Annotated in this window: 14 protein-coding genes and 1 pseudogene; 14 read left to right on the top strand and 1 reads right to left on the bottom strand. The window is 58.2% G+C overall.

From position 1 onward, the window contains the following. The first annotated feature begins 1 nt into the window (after nucleotide 1). The 14 genes and pseudogenes from glmS (at nucleotide 2) to ACYZT1_RS00660 (ending at nucleotide 15,421) form a co-directional block, all read left to right on the top strand. Nucleotides 2-1,834 carry a glutamine--fructose-6-phosphate transaminase (isomerizing) gene (glmS, locus tag ACYZT1_RS00725; RefSeq protein WP_462017213.1) on the top strand — a complete coding sequence of 611 codons (1,833 nt, stop codon included), beginning with the start codon at nucleotides 2-4 and terminating at the stop codon, nucleotides 1,832-1,834. Between the two features lie 440 nt (nucleotides 1,835-2,274). Further along, nucleotides 2,275-2,688 carry an arsenate reductase ArsC gene (locus ACYZT1_RS00720; protein WP_462019321.1) on the top strand — a complete coding sequence of 138 codons (414 nt, stop codon included), beginning with the start codon at nucleotides 2,275-2,277 and terminating at the stop codon, nucleotides 2,686-2,688. Nucleotides 2,689-2,696: 8 nt separating this feature from the next. Continuing rightward, nucleotides 2,697-3,068 carry a metalloregulator ArsR/SmtB family transcription factor gene (locus ACYZT1_RS00715; protein WP_462017212.1) on the top strand — a complete coding sequence of 124 codons (372 nt, stop codon included), beginning with the start codon at nucleotides 2,697-2,699 and terminating at the stop codon, nucleotides 3,066-3,068. A 27-nt stretch (nucleotides 3,069-3,095) separates the two neighbouring features. Further along, nucleotides 3,096-3,565 (top strand): annotated as a pseudogene (locus ACYZT1_RS00710) (arsenate reductase ArsC). 17 nt (nucleotides 3,566-3,582) lie between these two features. Then, nucleotides 3,583-4,656 carry an ACR3 family arsenite efflux transporter gene (gene arsB, locus ACYZT1_RS00705; RefSeq protein WP_462017211.1) on the top strand — a complete coding sequence of 358 codons (1,074 nt, stop codon included), beginning with the start codon at nucleotides 3,583-3,585 and terminating at the stop codon, nucleotides 4,654-4,656. Further along, nucleotides 4,649-5,365 carry an arsenical resistance protein ArsH gene (gene arsH / locus ACYZT1_RS00700; RefSeq protein WP_462017210.1) on the top strand — a complete coding sequence of 239 codons (717 nt, stop codon included), beginning with the start codon at nucleotides 4,649-4,651 and terminating at the stop codon, nucleotides 5,363-5,365. The genes arsB and arsH overlap by 8 nt, the downstream gene beginning before the upstream one ends. Before the next feature lie 101 nt (nucleotides 5,366-5,466). After that, entirely contained in the window at nucleotides 5,467-6,471 is a 1,005-nt protein-coding gene (locus ACYZT1_RS00695; protein ID WP_462017209.1) for an ArsJ-associated glyceraldehyde-3-phosphate dehydrogenase, read from the top strand. Nucleotides 6,472-6,480: 9 nt separating this feature from the next. Beyond that, on the top strand, nucleotides 6,481-7,701 hold the full coding sequence (gene arsJ / locus ACYZT1_RS00690) for an organoarsenical effux MFS transporter ArsJ (RefSeq protein ID WP_462017208.1): 1,221 nt from the start codon (nucleotides 6,481-6,483) through the stop codon (nucleotides 7,699-7,701). A 162-nt stretch (nucleotides 7,702-7,863) separates the two neighbouring features. Continuing rightward, entirely contained in the window at nucleotides 7,864-8,265 is a 402-nt protein-coding gene (locus ACYZT1_RS00685) for an NUDIX hydrolase (RefSeq protein ID WP_462017207.1), read from the top strand. A 57-nt stretch (nucleotides 8,266-8,322) separates the two neighbouring features. Continuing rightward, a complete protein-coding gene (locus ACYZT1_RS00680) occupies nucleotides 8,323-9,225 on the top strand; it encodes a LysR family transcriptional regulator (RefSeq protein ID WP_462017206.1) in 903 nt (300 codons plus the stop codon). A 136-nt stretch (nucleotides 9,226-9,361) separates the two neighbouring features. Then, complete coding sequence (locus tag ACYZT1_RS00675; RefSeq protein ID WP_462017205.1) at nucleotides 9,362-9,988, top strand: glutathione S-transferase family protein; 627 nt, start codon at nucleotides 9,362-9,364, stop codon at nucleotides 9,986-9,988. 59 nt (nucleotides 9,989-10,047) lie between these two features. Then, a complete protein-coding gene (locus ACYZT1_RS00670) occupies nucleotides 10,048-12,078 on the top strand; it encodes a pyridoxamine 5'-phosphate oxidase family protein (protein ID WP_462017204.1) in 2,031 nt (676 codons plus the stop codon). A 42-nt stretch (nucleotides 12,079-12,120) separates the two neighbouring features. Then, nucleotides 12,121-13,314, top strand: coding sequence for a DUF3142 domain-containing protein (locus ACYZT1_RS00665; RefSeq protein ID WP_462017203.1), 1,194 nt, complete (start codon nucleotides 12,121-12,123; stop codon nucleotides 13,312-13,314). Continuing rightward, complete coding sequence (locus tag ACYZT1_RS00660) at nucleotides 13,301-15,421, top strand: hypothetical protein (protein WP_462017202.1); 2,121 nt, start codon at nucleotides 13,301-13,303, stop codon at nucleotides 15,419-15,421. Before ACYZT1_RS00665 ends, ACYZT1_RS00660 begins: the two co-directional genes overlap by 14 nt. On the opposite strand, the gene ACYZT1_RS00655 is transcribed toward ACYZT1_RS00660, so the two are convergent. Further along, on the bottom strand, nucleotides 15,422-16,069 hold the full coding sequence (locus ACYZT1_RS00655; protein WP_462017201.1) for a LysE family translocator: 648 nt from the start codon (nucleotides 16,067-16,069) through the stop codon (nucleotides 15,422-15,424). Between the last annotated feature and the right edge of the window lie 95 nt (nucleotides 16,070-16,164).

Below are 16,164 nucleotides of genomic sequence, written 5' to 3'. Positions count from 1 at the left end.
CATGTGTGGAATTGTTGGCGCAGTCGCAGAACGTAACATCACCGCCATCCTGCTCGAAGGCCTCAAGCGCCTGGAATACCGTGGTTATGACAGCGCCGGCGTCGCGGTCTACACCAACGACGAAAAAATCGAACGCACCCGCCGCCCGGGCAAAGTCAGCGAGCTGGAAATTGCACTCCAAGCCGAGCCGCTGATCGGCCGCCTCGGTATCGCGCACACTCGCTGGGCCACTCATGGCGCGCCGTGCGAACGCAATGCTCATCCACACTTCTCCGGTGATCTGGCGGTGGTGCATAACGGCATCATCGAAAACCACGAAGCCCTGCGTGAACAGCTCAAAGCCCTGGGTTACGTGTTTACGTCGGACACCGACACCGAGGTGATCGCTCACCTGCTGAACCACAAGCTCAAGGATCTGCAGGATCTGACCATTGCCCTCAAGGCGACTGTCAAAGAATTGCACGGTGCTTACGGTTTGGCCGTGATCAGCGCCAGGCAGCCGGATCGTCTGGTCGCTGCCCGCAGCGGCAGCCCGCTGGTCATCGGTTTGGGCATGGGCGAAAACTTCCTCGCCTCCGACCAATTGGCCCTGCGTCAGGTCACCGACCGTTTCATGTACCTGGAAGAAGGCGATATCGCCGAGATCCGTCGCGACAACGTGCAAATCTGGGACGTCAAAGGCCAGGCCGTCGAGCGTGAAACCGTGCAGTACCGCGACGGTGCGGAAGCTGCCGACAAGGGCGAATTCCGCCACTTCATGCTCAAGGAAATCCACGAGCAACCGGCCGTTGTGCAGCGCACCCTCGAGGGTCGCTTGAGCCCGAACGGCGTATTGGTGCAGGCATTCGGTCCACAGGCTGCCGAGCTGTTCGCCAAAGTGCGCAACGTGCAGATCGTTGCCTGCGGCACCAGTTATCACGCGGGTATGGTTGCGCGTTACTGGCTGGAAGAACTGGCCGGCATCCCGTGCCAGGTGGAAGTTGCCAGTGAATTCCGCTACCGCAAGGTTGTGGTGCAAGCCGACACGTTGTTCGTGACCATTTCTCAGTCGGGCGAAACCGCTGACACACTGGCTGCCCTGCGCAACGCCAAGGAGCTAGGTTTCCTTGCGAGCCTGGCCATCTGCAACGTCGGCATCAGCTCGCTGGTACGCGAATCCGACCTGACGCTGTTGACTCAGGCAGGTCGCGAAATCGGTGTAGCTTCCACCAAAGCGTTCACCACGCAACTGGTTGGTCTGTTGTTGCTGACCCTGTCGCTGGGTCAGGTGCGCGGCAACTTGGGCGAGGGCGTCGAAGCCACTCTGGTTGAAGAGTTGCGTCGTCTGCCGACTCGACTTGGTGAAGCATTGGCGATGGATAGCACTGTCGAGAAAATCGCCGAGCTGTTCGCCGAGAAAAATCACACCCTGTTCCTCGGTCGCGGTGCGCAATTTCCAGTGGCCATGGAGGGGGCTCTCAAGCTCAAGGAAATCTCCTACATCCATGCCGAAGCTTATCCAGCCGGTGAACTGAAACACGGGCCATTGGCGCTTGTGGATAACGACATGCCGGTGGTGACCGTTGCACCGAACAACGAGCTCCTGGAAAAACTGAAATCCAACCTCCAGGAAGTCCGCGCCCGGGGCGGCGAGCTGATCGTCTTCGCCGACGAGCAGGCTGGCATGACCAATGGTGAAGGCACGCACGTTGTCCACATGCCGCACATTCACGACATCCTCTCGCCAATCCTTTACACCATCCCGTTGCAGTTGCTTTCCTACTACGTCGCGGTGCTTAAAGGTACGGACGTTGATCAGCCGCGCAACCTGGCGAAATCGGTGACTGTGGAATAAGTTATCTACAGCGTGAGGGTCGTTGGTTTTAGACAATAAAAACTGTCGCAGAAGATTGGAGGCCGAGCAGTCTCCTTCCTCTGCCACAGGCTTCCCTATTCTCTACGTCGCCTGCCGATATAGGTTGTCCGTCCCTTCTTCCATACCTCGATGTCGTCATTCCCTCTGACCTGATCGCCAATTCCTTGTACTCCCGTGGGGTTGGGTCGGAGCGAGGCCATCCCCAAATTGACAGACTTATTACATTATTCGCATATACGCTTTTCCAGTGTCTCTGGAAAATTCTGCTGAGTGATATCCTTCGAGCCCCGTAACAAGCTGGCTTTAGATGATTCTGTTCGGCAGTGGCCGGACCTTTCAGAATTATCTGGCGCATGGGCTTTACCTCGTATCTGAAAAAACATATATTCGCTAAATCGTATATGTGCCGAGATTTCACGATGACCGGTAAAGTCCGTGTTCTGTTCGTTTGTACTGCCAACGCTGCCCGCTCGCAGCTGGCCCAAGCGCTGCTGAGGCATACCGATTCGGAGCATTTCGAAGCGTTCAGCGCCGGCACCATTCCAACTCAGGTCGATCAGCGCACCTTGGATGCCCTCATCCATCTCGGGGTGAGTACCGAAGGTTTGCGCAGCAAGGCCGTGGACGAGTTCCGGGGTGAGCGTTTCGATTACGTCATCACGTTGTGCGATAAAGCAGCAGCGGAGTGCCAACCGTTACCGGGTGCTGGGGAGGTATTGGCTTGGAGTTTTGAGGATCCGGTCGCCAGCACCAAGCCCGACGCATTCCGTCACACGCTTCACGAAATTCATGAGCGCATCAAGATGTTCGTCTTGGTCAAAACCAAACGCTGAGAATCAATATGGCTGACCATCTGACACCGACCACTGTTTTCAAATGCCTGGCTGACGACACCCGTGTCCGCACCATGCTGCTCATCACCCGTGAAGGTGAGCTTTGTGTCTGCGAGCTGACCTGCGCGCTGGACGAGAGCCAGCCAAAGATCTCCAGGCACCTGGCGCAATTGCGCACGTGTGGCCTGTTATCAGATCGTCGGCAAGGCCAATGGGTTTATTACCGCCTGCACCCGAATCTTCCTGATTGGGTTCATCACGTGCTGACGACAGTGCTGGATAGCAGCAAGCACTGGTTGAGCCCCGATGCCAAACGCCTCGATGAAATGGGGGACCGTCCCGCACGAGCCGTCGCTTGCTGTGAAAGCAAAATCGCCTGATGGCGCCTGAACCTACGAGACCGCTCGATGAAAATCCTCTTTCTCTGCACTGCCAATAGCTGCCGCAGCATCCTCTGTGAAGCGGTCTTCAATCACTTGGCACCCCAAGGCCTGAAAGCCTACAGCGCTGGCAGCAAGCCTAAAGGTGAAGTTCATCCGATCAGTCTCAAAACCCTGGAGAAAGCGGGCATTTCCACGCAAGGCCTGTTCAGCAAGTCCAGTGATGAGCATGCAAAACTGGCACCGGACTTTGTCATTACTGTGTGTGACAAAGCCGCCGGTGAAGCGTGCCCGGTATTCTTTGGCCCCGCTGTAAAAGGTCACTGGGGGCTGGCTGACCCATCGGATCTGCAAGGAACACCAGAGCAGGTTCAGGCCGCATTCGATGCAACGCTGGAACAAACAGGACACGCCTCACGGCTTTCCTTGCTCTTGCGCTTTCCCAACTGAGTGCCGAACAGCTTAAGGCAGAGCTGGCTATGATTGGCACGCTTTAACCACCGGAGCAATGATCTTGAGCAAAAGCCGTCTTTCATTCCTGGACCGTTACCTGACGCTATGGATATTTATCGCCATGGCCCTGGGCATCTCTTTGGGGAGCGTGTTCGAAGGCTGGCCGCAGTGGCTCAACAGTCTTTCTGTGGGCACAACCAACGTCCCCATCGCTATCGGCTTGATTGTGATGATGTATCCGCCTTTGGCCAAAGTGCGTTATGAGGAACTGCCGGAAGTCTTCAAGGACAAGCGCATCCTCGTTTTGTCTTTGGTGCAAAACTGGGTGATCGGCCCGGTCTTGATGTTCGCATTGGCGATCATTTTCCTGCGGGACCAGCCGGAATATATGACGGGCCTTATTCTGATCGGCCTGGCTCGTTGCATCGCGATGGTGCTGGTCTGGAATCAGATAGCGGGCGGCAACAATCAGTACGTCGCCGGGCTGGTGGCGTTCAACAGCATCTTCCAGATCCTGTTTTTCAGCGTATACGCCTGGGTCTTCCTTGGACTGCTGCCGCCGCTGTTCGGACTGCAAGGCAGTGTGATCGAGATCAACTTTGTCACCATCGCCGAGTCGGTTCTGATTTACCTGGGGGTGCCGTTCCTGGTGGGCTTCCTGACTCGCAAGATCCTTATCGCCCGTAAAGGTGAGGCCTGGTTTCAGGAGCGCTTCATTCCAAAAATCAGTCCGCTCACGCTGGTCGCATTGCTGTTGACCATCGTGGCCATGTTCAGCCTCAAGGGTGATGTGGTGCTGCAATTGCCGCTTGATGTACTGCGCATCGCGATTCCTCTGACTATCTACTTTGTCGTCATGTTTTTCATCAGCTTCTGGATGGGCAAATGGCTCAAGGCTGATTACCCACGCACCACGGCACTGGCGTTCACCGCCGCGAGCAACAATTTCGAATTGGCGATTGCCGTGGCCATTGCCACCTTCGGCCTTGCGTCCCCGGTCGCTTTCGCCACGGTGATTGGCCCGTTGGTGGAGGTGCCGGTACTGATTGCTCTGGTCAGTGTGGCTCTCTGGTTGAAACGCCGCTGGTTCGATGAATCCAAGAGCGCCATTGCGCAGGACAAAGACTATGTTTGATAACCACATCCCCCAGCTCGATACCGAATTGGCCGATCTCCCATCGGCGGACAAGCTCGGTATCGAAAAAATCTCCACCCACAAGCCGCGCATTTTGCTGCTGTACGGATCGACCCGTGAACGCTCTTTCAGTCGCCTGATGGTCGAAGAGGCCGCCCGGTTGCTGGAGCACTTCGGCGCCGAGGCGCGGGTTTTTAATCCGTCGGGTTTGCCGCTGCCCGATGACGCACCCAACGATCATCCCCGTGTGAGGGAATTGCGCGAGCTGATGTTGTGGTCCGAGGGGCAGGTCTGGTGTTCTCCAGAACGTCACGGCTCCATGAGCGCGGTCTTCAAGGCTCAAATCGACTGGGTGCCACTGGCTATGGGCGCGGTGCGTCCAACCCAGGGCAAAACCCTTGCTGTCATGCAAGTGTGCGGTGGCTCGCAGTCGTTCAACGTGGTCAATCAACTGCGGGTGCTGGGACGCTGGATGCGCATGTTCACCATCCCCAACCAATCCTCCGTGCCGAAGGCCTACATGGAGTTCGACGATAACGGCCGGATGAAACCTTCACCGTTCTACGACCGCGTCGTGGATGTGATGGAAGAGTTGGTGAAATTCACGCTGTTGCTTCGCGACCGTCAGGACTATCTGGTCGACCGTTATTCCGAGCGCAAGGAATCAGCGGAAGAACTCATGCAACGTGTCAATCAGCGCTCCATCTGAGGATTTTCACGCGCCATTCAATATCCTGCCCACATTGAATACATCGGCCAGTTCGACACCAGACGAACTCCCACTGACTCCCAGATTCGGAGCACAACAACATGACTATCAAAGTTGGCATCAATGGTTTTGGCCGGATCGGTCGCCTCGCGCTGCGAGCAGCCTGGAGCTGGCCGGAGTTCGAGTTCGTGCATATCAATGATCCGGCAGGCGATGCGGCGACCCATGCGCATCTGTTGAACTTCGACTCGATACATGGCCGTTGGAATGACCAGGCCGAGTCCGAGGGCAACAGCATCGTCATCGACGGCAAGCGGATCAAGGTGACGGCCCACAAGGCTATTGCCGATACCGACTGGTCGGACTGCGATCTGGTGATTGAAGCCAGCGGCAAGATGAAGAGCGTCGCTGTGCTTCAGGCTTACCTCGACCAAGGCGTGAAGCGCGTGGTGGTCTGCGCCCCCGTGAAGGAAAAAAGCGCGCTGAACGTCGTCATGGGCGTCAATCATCAGCTGTTCAATGCGGCGGAACATCGCATCGTCACCGCTGCTTCGTGCACCACCAACTGTCTGGCGCCAGTGGTCAAGGTCATCCACGAGAAGCTGGGTATTCGTCACGGTTCGATCACGACCATCCACGACCTGACCAACACCCAAAGCATCCTGGATCAGCCCCACAAGGATCTGCGTCGGGCACGCGCATCGGGCATGAGCCTCATTCCTACCAGTACCGGTTCGGCCACCGCCATTGCGGAAATCTTCCCGGAGCTGCGCGGACGCCTCAATGGTCACGCCGTACGGGTGCCGCTGGCCAACGCTTCGTTGACTGACTGCGTCTTTGAAGTCGAGCGTGCGACCACGGTCGAGGAGGTGAATCAACTTCTCAAAGAAGCTTCCGAGAACGAGCTGAAAGACATCCTCGGTTTCGAGGAGCGTCCACTGGTGTCCATCGACTACCGCACCGATCCGCGTTCGTCGATTATCGATGCGCTGTCGACCATGGTTATCAACGGCACTCAGGTCAAAATCTATGCGTGGTACGACAACGAGTGGGGCTACGCCAACCGTACCGTCGAGCTGGCTAAAATGGTTGGTCTGGCAGTTTAAGGAGCGGTTATGAAAGCGTTGTCAGCCCTCGCTCCGCAAGTGCGGCAGTACCTGCTCGTTACGGGCAACTACTGGGCCTTCACCCTCACCGACGGCGCCCTGCGCATGTTGGTGGTCCTGCACTTTCACGCGCTGGGCTACAGCCCGCTGCAAATCGCGGCGTTGTTTCTGTTCTACGAAATCTTTGGGGTAATCACCAACCTGGTGGGTGGCTACCTCGGCGCCCGGCTAGGGCTGAACCGGACCATGAACATCGGACTGGGCATCCAGGTCGCAGCGCTGCTGATGCTGACGGTTCCGGCTGCCTGGCTAACCATCCCGTGGGTTATGGTTGCTCAGGCGCTGTCGGGGATTGCCAAAGACCTGAACAAGATGAGTGCCAAAAGCTCCATCAAGCTGCTGGTTCCGGATGGGCAGCAGGGGCAGCTGTACAAGTGGGTGGCAATCCTCACCGGTTCGAAAAACGCACTTAAAGGGGTTGGCTTCTTTCTCGGCGGAGCCTTGTTGGCCTTGATTGGATTCAAAGGCGCGTTACTGGTCATGGCGGGTGTCTTGGCGCTGATCTGGATCGGTAGTGTGATTCTGTTGAAGAAAGATTTGGGCAAGGCAAAAGCTAAACCCAGGTTTCGCGACATCCTGTCCAAGAGTCGGGCGATCAATATCCTCTCGGCGGCGCGGATGTTTCTGTTCGGTGCCCGCGATGTCTGGTTTGTGGTGGCCCTGCCGGTGTACCTGAGCAGAGTGTTTGGCTGGGACTTCTGGAAAGTCGGCGGTTTCCTTGCAGCCTGGGTGATTGGCTACGGCATCGTGCAGTCTTTGGCGCCCAACATCACCGGCAAAAAACAGGGCCGCGTGCCGGATGGTCGAGCGGCCTTGTGGTGGGCACTCGCTCTCGCGGGATTGCCGGCAGCGATAGCTCTCGGCCTCAGTACAGGAATGTCCCAACAGGTCGTCTTGCTCGGCGGACTGATGGTTTTCGGCGCACTGTTCGCGGTGAACTCCTCGCTGCACAGTTACCTGATCGTCTCCTATGCCAAGGAAGATGGCGTATCGCTGGATGTGGGTTTCTATTACATGTCGAATGCCATGGGGCGGCTGATCGGTACGGTGCTGTCCGGCTGGGTTTATCAAGTGTATGGGCTGGGGGCGTGTTTGTGGATATCGAGCGCCTTCGTGTTGCTGGCCGCCCTGATTTCTATCGCCCTACCTCGGCATGCCCAAGCGATATGAAGCCGTTCGATCCTGGCGACGATACGCGGCGTTATAGTCCGACGCCGACGCGATGTTTTCGTAGTTGCCGCAGCTGCCAAGTACCGATGGACGATAGTATTTCTGGAAAAAAGAAACGCTGTGGTGTATCCACATTCCTTTACGCCCCATATAGGCTGATTCATGACGCAAACAATCCACATCGCTGCTGCTCTATTGATCGGCGACGATGGCAAGACTCTGTTGGTGCGCAAGCGCAACACTGTTTTTTTCATGCAACCGGGGGGCAAGATTGAACCGGGTGAACGGGCGGTACAGGCTTTGGTCCGCGAACTTGACGAAGAACTCGGAATTGAGCTCGATACTACCCGCGCGCAGTTTTTAGGCGCATTCAGCGCCCCGGCAGCCAACGAACCCGGTTTCGAAGTGCACTGCGAGTTGTTTCAGATCGCAGTCAGCGGCCCGGTCAACATCGCTGCCGAGATAGAGGAGGCGATTTGGGTCGACCGTCATAGCTACGCGCAATTACAGTTGGCACCATTGACGCTCGATCACGTGATGCCGATTTACTTAAACCTCGGTTAAATTTGACCTGAACATTCAGCCGCTGCATGACGCAATGGTAAACCGAGGACATGTCCATTGGACCGCTTTCAGGAAATGCAGGTTTTCGTGGCTGTCGCTCAGGACCAGGGCTTTTCTGCGGCGGCTCGACGCCTGGGCATGTCGGCTGCGAGTGTCACCCGCGCCGTCGCAGCGCTGGAGAATCGTATTGGCACGCCGTTGCTCACGCGGACCACGCGCACTGTGTTTTTGAGTGAGGCTGGTCAACGCTACCTCGAAGATTGTCGGAGAATTCTCAGCGAGGTGCAGGAGGCGGAGGATTCGGCAGCGGGAAGCCATACCCAGCCGCGTGGGCAGCTTTCGATTACTGCATCGGTGTTGTTCGGGGAACTGTTCATAACACCGGTGATGGTGGATTACCTGAGCCGGTTTCCCGACGTCACGATCAACGCTTTGATCGTTGATCGTGTGGTGAGCATGGTGGAGGAGGGCATTGATGTCGCCGTGCGTATCGCCGAGTTGCCCGACAGCAATCAGCATGCGATCCGTGTGGGGGAGATTCGTCGGGTGATTTGCGCCTCACCGAATTGTCTGGCGGTTCACGGCCGGCCACAGCACCCTCAAGAGCTTGCTCATCTGCCGATCGTTGCAACCTCGGCGATTGGTCAGCAGCGGAGTTGGCCTTTTCTGCACGCCGGTACGCCGCTGACTGTGCGCCCCGAGGCGCGACTGGTGGTGACCTCAAATCAGGCAGCGATCACCGCCGCCTGCCTGGGCGCAGGCTTCACCCGGGTGCTGTCTTATCAGGTTGCCAGGCAAGTGGCGGCCGGGGATCTGGAAATTGTACTGGCCGATTTCGAACTGCCTCCGCTACCTGTTCATGTGATCTATCAGGGTGGGCGCAATGCACCCGCGCGAGTGCGCAGCTTCGTCGATCTTGTCGTGCAAACGCTGCGCAATCATCCCGCGCTGCATAGCTGAGTCTGGCGTGTTATTGCATGGGCTGAAATAACGGATTGCACCGCGTGGTGATTCTGTTGGCGAGATGGCGAGAGGAAGATGGGCAGCCATTGGCGTTGATCTTCCTGAATAGCGCCACCCCCCAGCGGAGTCGACCATGCAAGCCATCAAACTCTACAACTTCCCGCGTTCCGGCCACGCTCACCGTGTGGAACTGATGCTATCGCTGATGCAATTGCCGACCGAGCTGATATTTGTCGACCTGGCGAAAGGCGCGCATAAACAACCTGACTATCTGGCGATCAACCCGCTGGGTCAGGTGCCAGCCATTGATGACCAAGGTGTGGTGCTCGCCGATTCCAATGCGATTCTGGTGTACCTGGCGCAGAAATACGGTCAAGGTCATTGGTTGCCTGCTGATCCGGTTGGCGCGGCGAAAGTGCAGCGCTGGCTGTCGATCGCTGCCGGGCCGATTGCCTTCGGTCCTGCCAGAGCGCGGCTGATAACGGTGTTCGGCGCCTCATATAACGCTGAGGAAGTCATCGCTTACGCCCACACCTGGCTGCAGATGATTGATCAGGAGCTAGCTGGAGCTGCATTCCTGGTCGGCGACGAACCCACCATCGCCGATGTCGCTGCGTACAGTTATATCGCTCATGCACCTGAAGGCAATGTCTCCCTGGATGACTACGCGAATATTCATGCGTGGCTGGCGCGGGTCGAAGCCTTGCCCGGTTTTGTCGGTATGCCGCGCACGGCGGTCGGCCTGCAAGCAACTGCCTGAAGCTGTCGGCCCGACATGTTCGGGCCGAAACGCTGCGCCATCGCAGGGGAGAAGTCGTTATGGATCGTTCACCGTGGCATGCAGGCGAGAAGCAGTTGCAGGAACGCGTGGGTGTCGCCGAGCGCATGGAAGCATTCGGCCGAAGAGTCATTCGCAGCGAAATGCCTGATCAGCATCGCAATTTCTACCAGCAGTTGCCGTTCATGGTGTACGGCGCGGTCGATCCGCAAGGCAATCCTTGGGCCAGCATTCTTGAAGGGGAGCCTGGCTTCGCTCATTCCCCGGCACCGGGCACACTGCGTTTCAGCAGCTTGCCAGCCGCCGATGACCCGGCGCAATTGAGCGATGGCGCGGCAATCGGATTGCTCGGAATTGAGTTGCACACCCGCCGCCGCAACCGCATCAATGGTCGCATCAATACGCTGTCTTCATATGGGTTCGATGTGTCGGTCGAGCAATCTTTCGGCAACTGCCCGCAGTACATTCAGCTGCGCCAGTTTCACTCGGTGCCTTTGGCGACTCCGTCCACACGGCTTGTTTCACACCTCGACAGTCTGGACGAAGCGGCAGTCGCCATGATCAATGCCTCCGATACTTTTTTCGTCGCCAGTTATGTGGATATTTCCGATGAGCGATCCGTGGACGTGTCCCATCGAGGCGGTCAGGCCGGTTTTGTCCGGGTGGAAGATAATCGGCTGACCATTCCGGATTTCGCCGGCAACCTGCACTTCAATACCTTGGGTAATCTGCTACTGAATCCCCGTGCCGGTTTGTTGTTCATCGATTTTGAAACCGGTGATCTGCTGCATTTGTATGGCCGAACCGAGCTTGTCCTTGCTGGGCCTGAAATTGATGCCTTCCAGGGTGCAGAACGGTTCTGGATGTTCCACGTGGAACGCGTGATTCGTCGGCCTGCTGCATTGGCCTTGCGGTGGCGATTCGACGGCGTGTCACCCAATAGTCTGATGACCGGCACATGGGATCAGGCGAATGCCCGGCTGCAGGCACAGGCTTTGGGCGATCGTTGGCGGCTGCTGCGTGTTGCTCGGATTGAGCAGGAAAGCCACAGCATTCGATCGATCTATCTGGAGCCAACCGATCATGCCGGGTTGCCTGTATTCCAGGCAGGGCAACATTTGCCCGTGCGATTCAACATCGACGGAGCGGTGCACATTCGCACCTACAGCCTGTCGAGCGCGCCATCCGATGACTTTTTCCGCATCAGTGTCAAACGCGAAGGCGTGGTATCCATGCATTTGCACGATCAGCTGGAGGTGGGTGATCTTCTGGAGGCGCGAGCACCGCAAGGGCATTTCACCGTTTCGGCGCACGAGCGCAGACCCTTGGTTTTACTCGCTGCAGGGGTAGGTATTACGCCGTTGTTATCGATGTTGCGGGAAGTGGTTTATCAAGGCCTGCGCACACGGCACATTCGTCCTACGTGGATTTTGCAGAGTTCACGCACTTTGGCCGATCAGCCGTTTCGCGTGGAAGTGGATCGTTTACTGGAAAGCGCCGGGGGCGCGGTGCGGATGCTGCGCCTGCTCAGTCAGCCGGAAACCGACGCGCGGGAGGGTGAAGGCTTCGATCGGATCGGGCGCATCGACACCGCACTATTGAACAGTGTCCTGGAGGGCGGAGACTACGATCAGGTGGATTTTGTGCTGTGCGGGCCAGGCAGTTTTACCCAAGGTCTTTATGACAGTCTGCGAGAGATGGCTGTTCGCGATGCAAGAATACACGCCGAAACATTCGGGCCTTCGACTCTACGTCGGCAACCGGACCCCGATGCCGTCGTGATCCAACAGCCACCGGCAGCCACAACCTCAATGTCGGTCGTTTTCCAGCGTTCGGCGAAAGAAGCGCGCTGGCATCCGAACGGCGGTAGTTTGCTGGAGTTGGCGGAAAGCCGGGGTTTGCAACCCGAGTTCAGTTGTCGCGGCGGCTCGTGCGGTACGTGCAAAACCCGTCTGATCAGTGGGCTGGTCAGTTATCCACAGCCGCCAGCCGGGGTTCCGGATGAAGGGCAGGTGCTGATTTGCTGTGCGATTCCGGCGCAAGGCTCGCAGCCTCTGGTGCTGGACCTGTAGCATCTGGCAGACGCTGCTTGGGGCAGTCTCCAAGGATGCTTTATGGTTTTTCTTGCTCGTCTGTCGATTTTGCTAGTGGTGTTGGCGCCGCTGTGTGGCTGCAAGCCAGGTGAAACGCCGCCGCTCGATCAGCACGTCTACGTCTGGCAGCGGCAATGGACGCCGGCTCACGAAACGGCACTGCGCGAAAGCCGATCCGACTTTTCCACTTTGCGGGTATTAGCTCTGCAGGCATTTCCCCGGGAAGGCTGGGTGCGGGCACGCATAAACCCGGCGTTGCTCAAAGCCGATGGTCGGCCACTGATTGCGGTGGTCCGACTCGATGGCCAATTGCACGCACTCGATCAGGAAGAAATCACAGCGCAGATCCGACAGCTGCTCAGTGCTTGGGCGGCGCAGGGATTGATCATCTCGGGTGTAGAAATCGATCACGACGCCGGTACGGCCCGGCTAAGGGAATATCGGAAACTGCTGGTGAACGTGCGCGGCGTGCTGCCGGCCTCGCTACCGCTGAGCATCACCGCTTTACCTTCCTGGCTCGACAGTCATGAATTGCCAGCGCTGTTGGACTCGGTCGACAGTAGCGTTCTGCAAGTGCACGCGGTGAGCGATCCACGAAGCGGTCTGTTCGATCCGTTCAAGGCAAGGAAGTGGGCGATCCGGTGGAGCAGCGTAACGGCCAAACCCTTTTATCTGGCGCTGCCGGCCTACGGTGTCGCGCTATTGCCCGGCGACGGTGTCCCGCTCGTGGAAAGCGAAGTTGCACTTGAGCAAGGGGGAGAGCGGCGGGAGTTGCTGGCTGATCCGCAGCAGTTGAGTCGACTCGCGGCAGACTTGCGCGACAACCCGCCGACACATTTGGCGGGCTTGATCTGGTTCCGCCTGCCGTTGAGCACTGATCGCAGGGCGTGGAGCCTGACGACGCTGCGCGCAGTGGCGCAGGGTGTGGCGCTCGACAACCGCTTGACGGTGAAGCTGTCCAGTCATCAAGGCCTGTATGACATCAGTCTGAGCAATCAGGGCAACCTTGACAGTGCCTGGCCCGAACGTCTGACGCTCGCCGTGCAAGGTTGCGAAGGCGCGGACGCGTTGGCCGGTTACGCGTTGCAACAGAGTCCGGAACTGCTTACCTTCACCCGCCTGCGTGAAGGCCGGATACTGGCCGGCGGACAGCGCGCCATCGGCTGGGCGCGCTGCGCATCGATTGACCAAGGAAATTCGAATGTTGACCCGTAACTGGCCCCGCCATCTGCTGTGTCTTGGTCTGGGCTTCCCGTTGGGAACGGCCGTGGCGTGCGGCCCGGATTTCCCGATGCGCCTGCTCGACAATCGTGGGCAGTCGCTGGCGGAGTTGCCGGAAGGCAATTTCCGGTTCGAAGTCAGTCGTCTCGGGCAAGCTGTCAACGGTTTGAAAAAAATCGCTGTGCCCGTCGGCGAGAGTGCTGCGCTGGACCTCGCAGAACAGCGCAATCTAGCGGAATCGGCTGGGCTGTCCGCTCAACAGCAAGCTCTGATCAGGCACCTGCGCACCTTGACCGATGCTCACGATGTCGAGATTCAAGGCGCGAGTCTGTCCAGTGAGGTCAGGCTTTATCTGGCGGGCGCTGTTGCTTTCAACGCTGGCGATTATCCCCTGGCCGTCGATTATTTTCAGCGTGTGCTCACGCTTGCGCCGCAGCAGCGCGCTTTACGCAGCACCTGGGCAGCTTACTCGTTGGGCCGTGCGCTGTTTGCGATGAGCGCTGAAGCGGACGCCTCGCCAGATTTGTTCGATCACTCGCAGAAGGCCTTCGAGCTGACGCGACAACTGAGCATCGATGGTTTCAGCGACCCACTGGAACTGGGTGTGGCCAGCCTCGGTGAGCAAGCGCGTGTAGCGCTCGGTTCCGGTGACTGGAGCAGGGCCATCGATCTTTACGCCACACAAAATGCCCAGGGTTCGGCGGTGGGTTACACCTCGCTGAAGTTGCTGGTGGCCCAGCTGAGCTCGATGCCGGACGATCAATTGTCCTCGTTGCTGCAGCACAAGCCGGTGCAACAATTGATCACGGCATCGTTGATCAGCCGACTCGGCTGGTCATTCGGTGAGCAACCGCCCAACGAAAAGAAGCTAATCAAACTCCTGCAAAGCAGCACCCGTGGCACCTTCGAGAATGCTGATCGTCTGGCAGCGGTCAGTTACCAACAAGGTGATTACGGCAATGCCAAAGCGCTCCTTGAGCACGCAGGGGATGGCGGACTGGCGTGGTGGCTGCGGGCAAAACTGGCCGTGCGAGACGGCGACAAATTGGCTGCGGCCGCGGCCTACGCGAGGGCAGCTAAAGCCTTCCCGCAAGACGAGTCCTGGGGCGAGCGACGCACACTGGACTGGAATATCGAATCGCTGCAACCCAGATGCAGGGTCGAAGGCGAAAGTGCAATTCTTGCGTTGCAGCGCGGGGATTACCTTCAGGCGTTTGATCAACTGTATCGCAGTAATGGCATTTACTGGTTTGACGCCGCCACCGTTGCCGAACGTGTGCTGAGCGTGGATGAGCTCAAGCAATACGTGGACAACCACGTACCGGCGCCGCCTGCGCTGAGTCAGCAGGACCGGGACAACTACGTACCTGTGGCGGTGGCTGCAAGATTGCGTGATCTGCTCGGGCGACGCCTGCTTCGAGAAGAGCGCTATGAGGAGGCACCGGGATACTTTGGCGATGTCGATCTGCAACACAAGGCCAGGGCTTATGGTCAGCAGCGCAAGGAAGCACAAGCAGCCTGGTGGCCGACGACGCGTGCGGCGGCATTGTACAATTCGGCGTGGATGGCGCGCGATTGGGGCATGGACATCATCAGTTATGAGATGGCTCCGGATTACGCCACGTTCGGCGGCAATTACAGTTTCCAGACGACCCCGCTGCGTGTAGGGTCGCTGGTGTCTGAGGATGAAGTCCAGCGTCAGCAGGAGAATGCCGCGCAGCCTGATCAACGCTATCACTACCGGTTTGTCGCGAACGCCCTGGCCAATCGCGCCGCGGATAATCTGCCGCGCTCCAGCCAGGCGTTCGCGGCTGTGCTGTGCGCGGCGACGGGATGGAATACCGATGAGCAAGAAAAAGCGCTGTTCTATCGACGCTACGTGAAGGAAGGTCCGTACGTGCAATGGGCGCTGTTCTTTGGCGAGCAATGCCAACACCCGGACTTCCAGAACGCCGACAAACGTTACGTGACCCAGGCATTGAGCCCGATCCACGCTGCACTGAGACCTTATAAAAAGCCGCTGCAATACGGTAGCGTGATCGCGTTCACGGCTGCGGCATTGTGGCTGATCATCCGTCGCAAGCGAGTGCAGCGGGCCTGATCACGCCTGCTGCACGAAGGTCAGGCGCATGGCAAATCCAATCAGCAGGCTGCCAAACAGCCATTGTTGCAATCGCTGCGCCCCAGGGTTGCGCTGCAGCCAGCGGCCAAGTGCTACGCCGGCGAATGCATAAGTGCTGTCGAAGACTAAACCGACCACCACCAGCGCCACGCCAAGGATGGCGAACTGGCCAAGCACCGATCCGGCGTGCGGTTCGATAAACTGCGGCAGTAGCACCGAGCAGAACAGCAGCGCCTTCGGGTTGAGCAGATTGGTCAGTAGTCCGCGCTGGATGGCTGCACGCCACTGAGTCGGTCCAGGATTTGATGCCGCGCTTTCAGCAGGCGGGAGCAGCGTGGTTCTCAGGCATTGAATGCCGATCCATAGCAGGTAAGCGGCGCCGGCGTAACGCACCACGTCGAACGTCCAGGGTGCCGCTTTGAACAGTGCCGCCAGACCCAGCGCGGCCAATGCCACGTGGCAGGCACGGGCGACACCTAAACCGATCGCGGTAGCCAAGGCCGAGCCTTTGCCGTGACGGGCGCCAGTCTGTAGCAGCAAAATCATGTCCGGGCCCGGAAGTAAAAAAACCACCGCCAACGCCATCAAAAACGGCCAGAGTTCGCTCACGTTCAGCTCCTTGTGCATCGTCAGTTCGATGCCAGAGTGTATGGCGCATTGGCAGGGCAGGTGGTTGCGTAGTCAGGCGGTAATCGGGCTAGTATTGGCACAGCGGACCGCCT

It is taken from the genome of Pseudomonas sp. PB3P13, from assembly GCF_054897735.1.
This window is presented reverse-complemented; position numbering and strand designations above follow the sequence as displayed.

Coding starts and splice junctions, on each gene's coding strand:
- ACYZT1_RS00665 (WP_462017203.1), top strand. CDS start 12,121: ATGGTTTTTCTTGCTCGTCTGTCGATTTTGCTAGTGGTGTTGGCGCCG.
- ACYZT1_RS00685 (WP_462017207.1), top strand. CDS start 7,864: ATGACGCAAACAATCCACATCGCTGCTGCTCTATTGATCGGCGACGAT.
- ACYZT1_RS00720 (WP_462019321.1), top strand. CDS start 2,275: ATGACCGGTAAAGTCCGTGTTCTGTTCGTTTGTACTGCCAACGCTGCC.
- ACYZT1_RS00670 (WP_462017204.1), top strand. CDS start 10,048: ATGGATCGTTCACCGTGGCATGCAGGCGAGAAGCAGTTGCAGGAACGC.
- arsH (WP_462017210.1), top strand. CDS start 4,649: ATGTTTGATAACCACATCCCCCAGCTCGATACCGAATTGGCCGATCTC.
- arsJ (WP_462017208.1), top strand. CDS start 6,481: ATGAAAGCGTTGTCAGCCCTCGCTCCGCAAGTGCGGCAGTACCTGCTC.
- ACYZT1_RS00695 (WP_462017209.1), top strand. CDS start 5,467: ATGACTATCAAAGTTGGCATCAATGGTTTTGGCCGGATCGGTCGCCTC.
- ACYZT1_RS00660 (WP_462017202.1), top strand. CDS start 13,301: ATGTTGACCCGTAACTGGCCCCGCCATCTGCTGTGTCTTGGTCTGGGC.
- ACYZT1_RS00655 (WP_462017201.1), bottom strand. CDS start 16,069: ATGCACAAGGAGCTGAACGTGAGCGAACTCTGGCCGTTTTTGATGGCG.
- ACYZT1_RS00715 (WP_462017212.1), top strand. CDS start 2,697: ATGGCTGACCATCTGACACCGACCACTGTTTTCAAATGCCTGGCTGAC.
- glmS (WP_462017213.1), top strand. CDS start 2: ATGTGTGGAATTGTTGGCGCAGTCGCAGAACGTAACATCACCGCCATC.
- ACYZT1_RS00675 (WP_462017205.1), top strand. CDS start 9,362: ATGCAAGCCATCAAACTCTACAACTTCCCGCGTTCCGGCCACGCTCAC.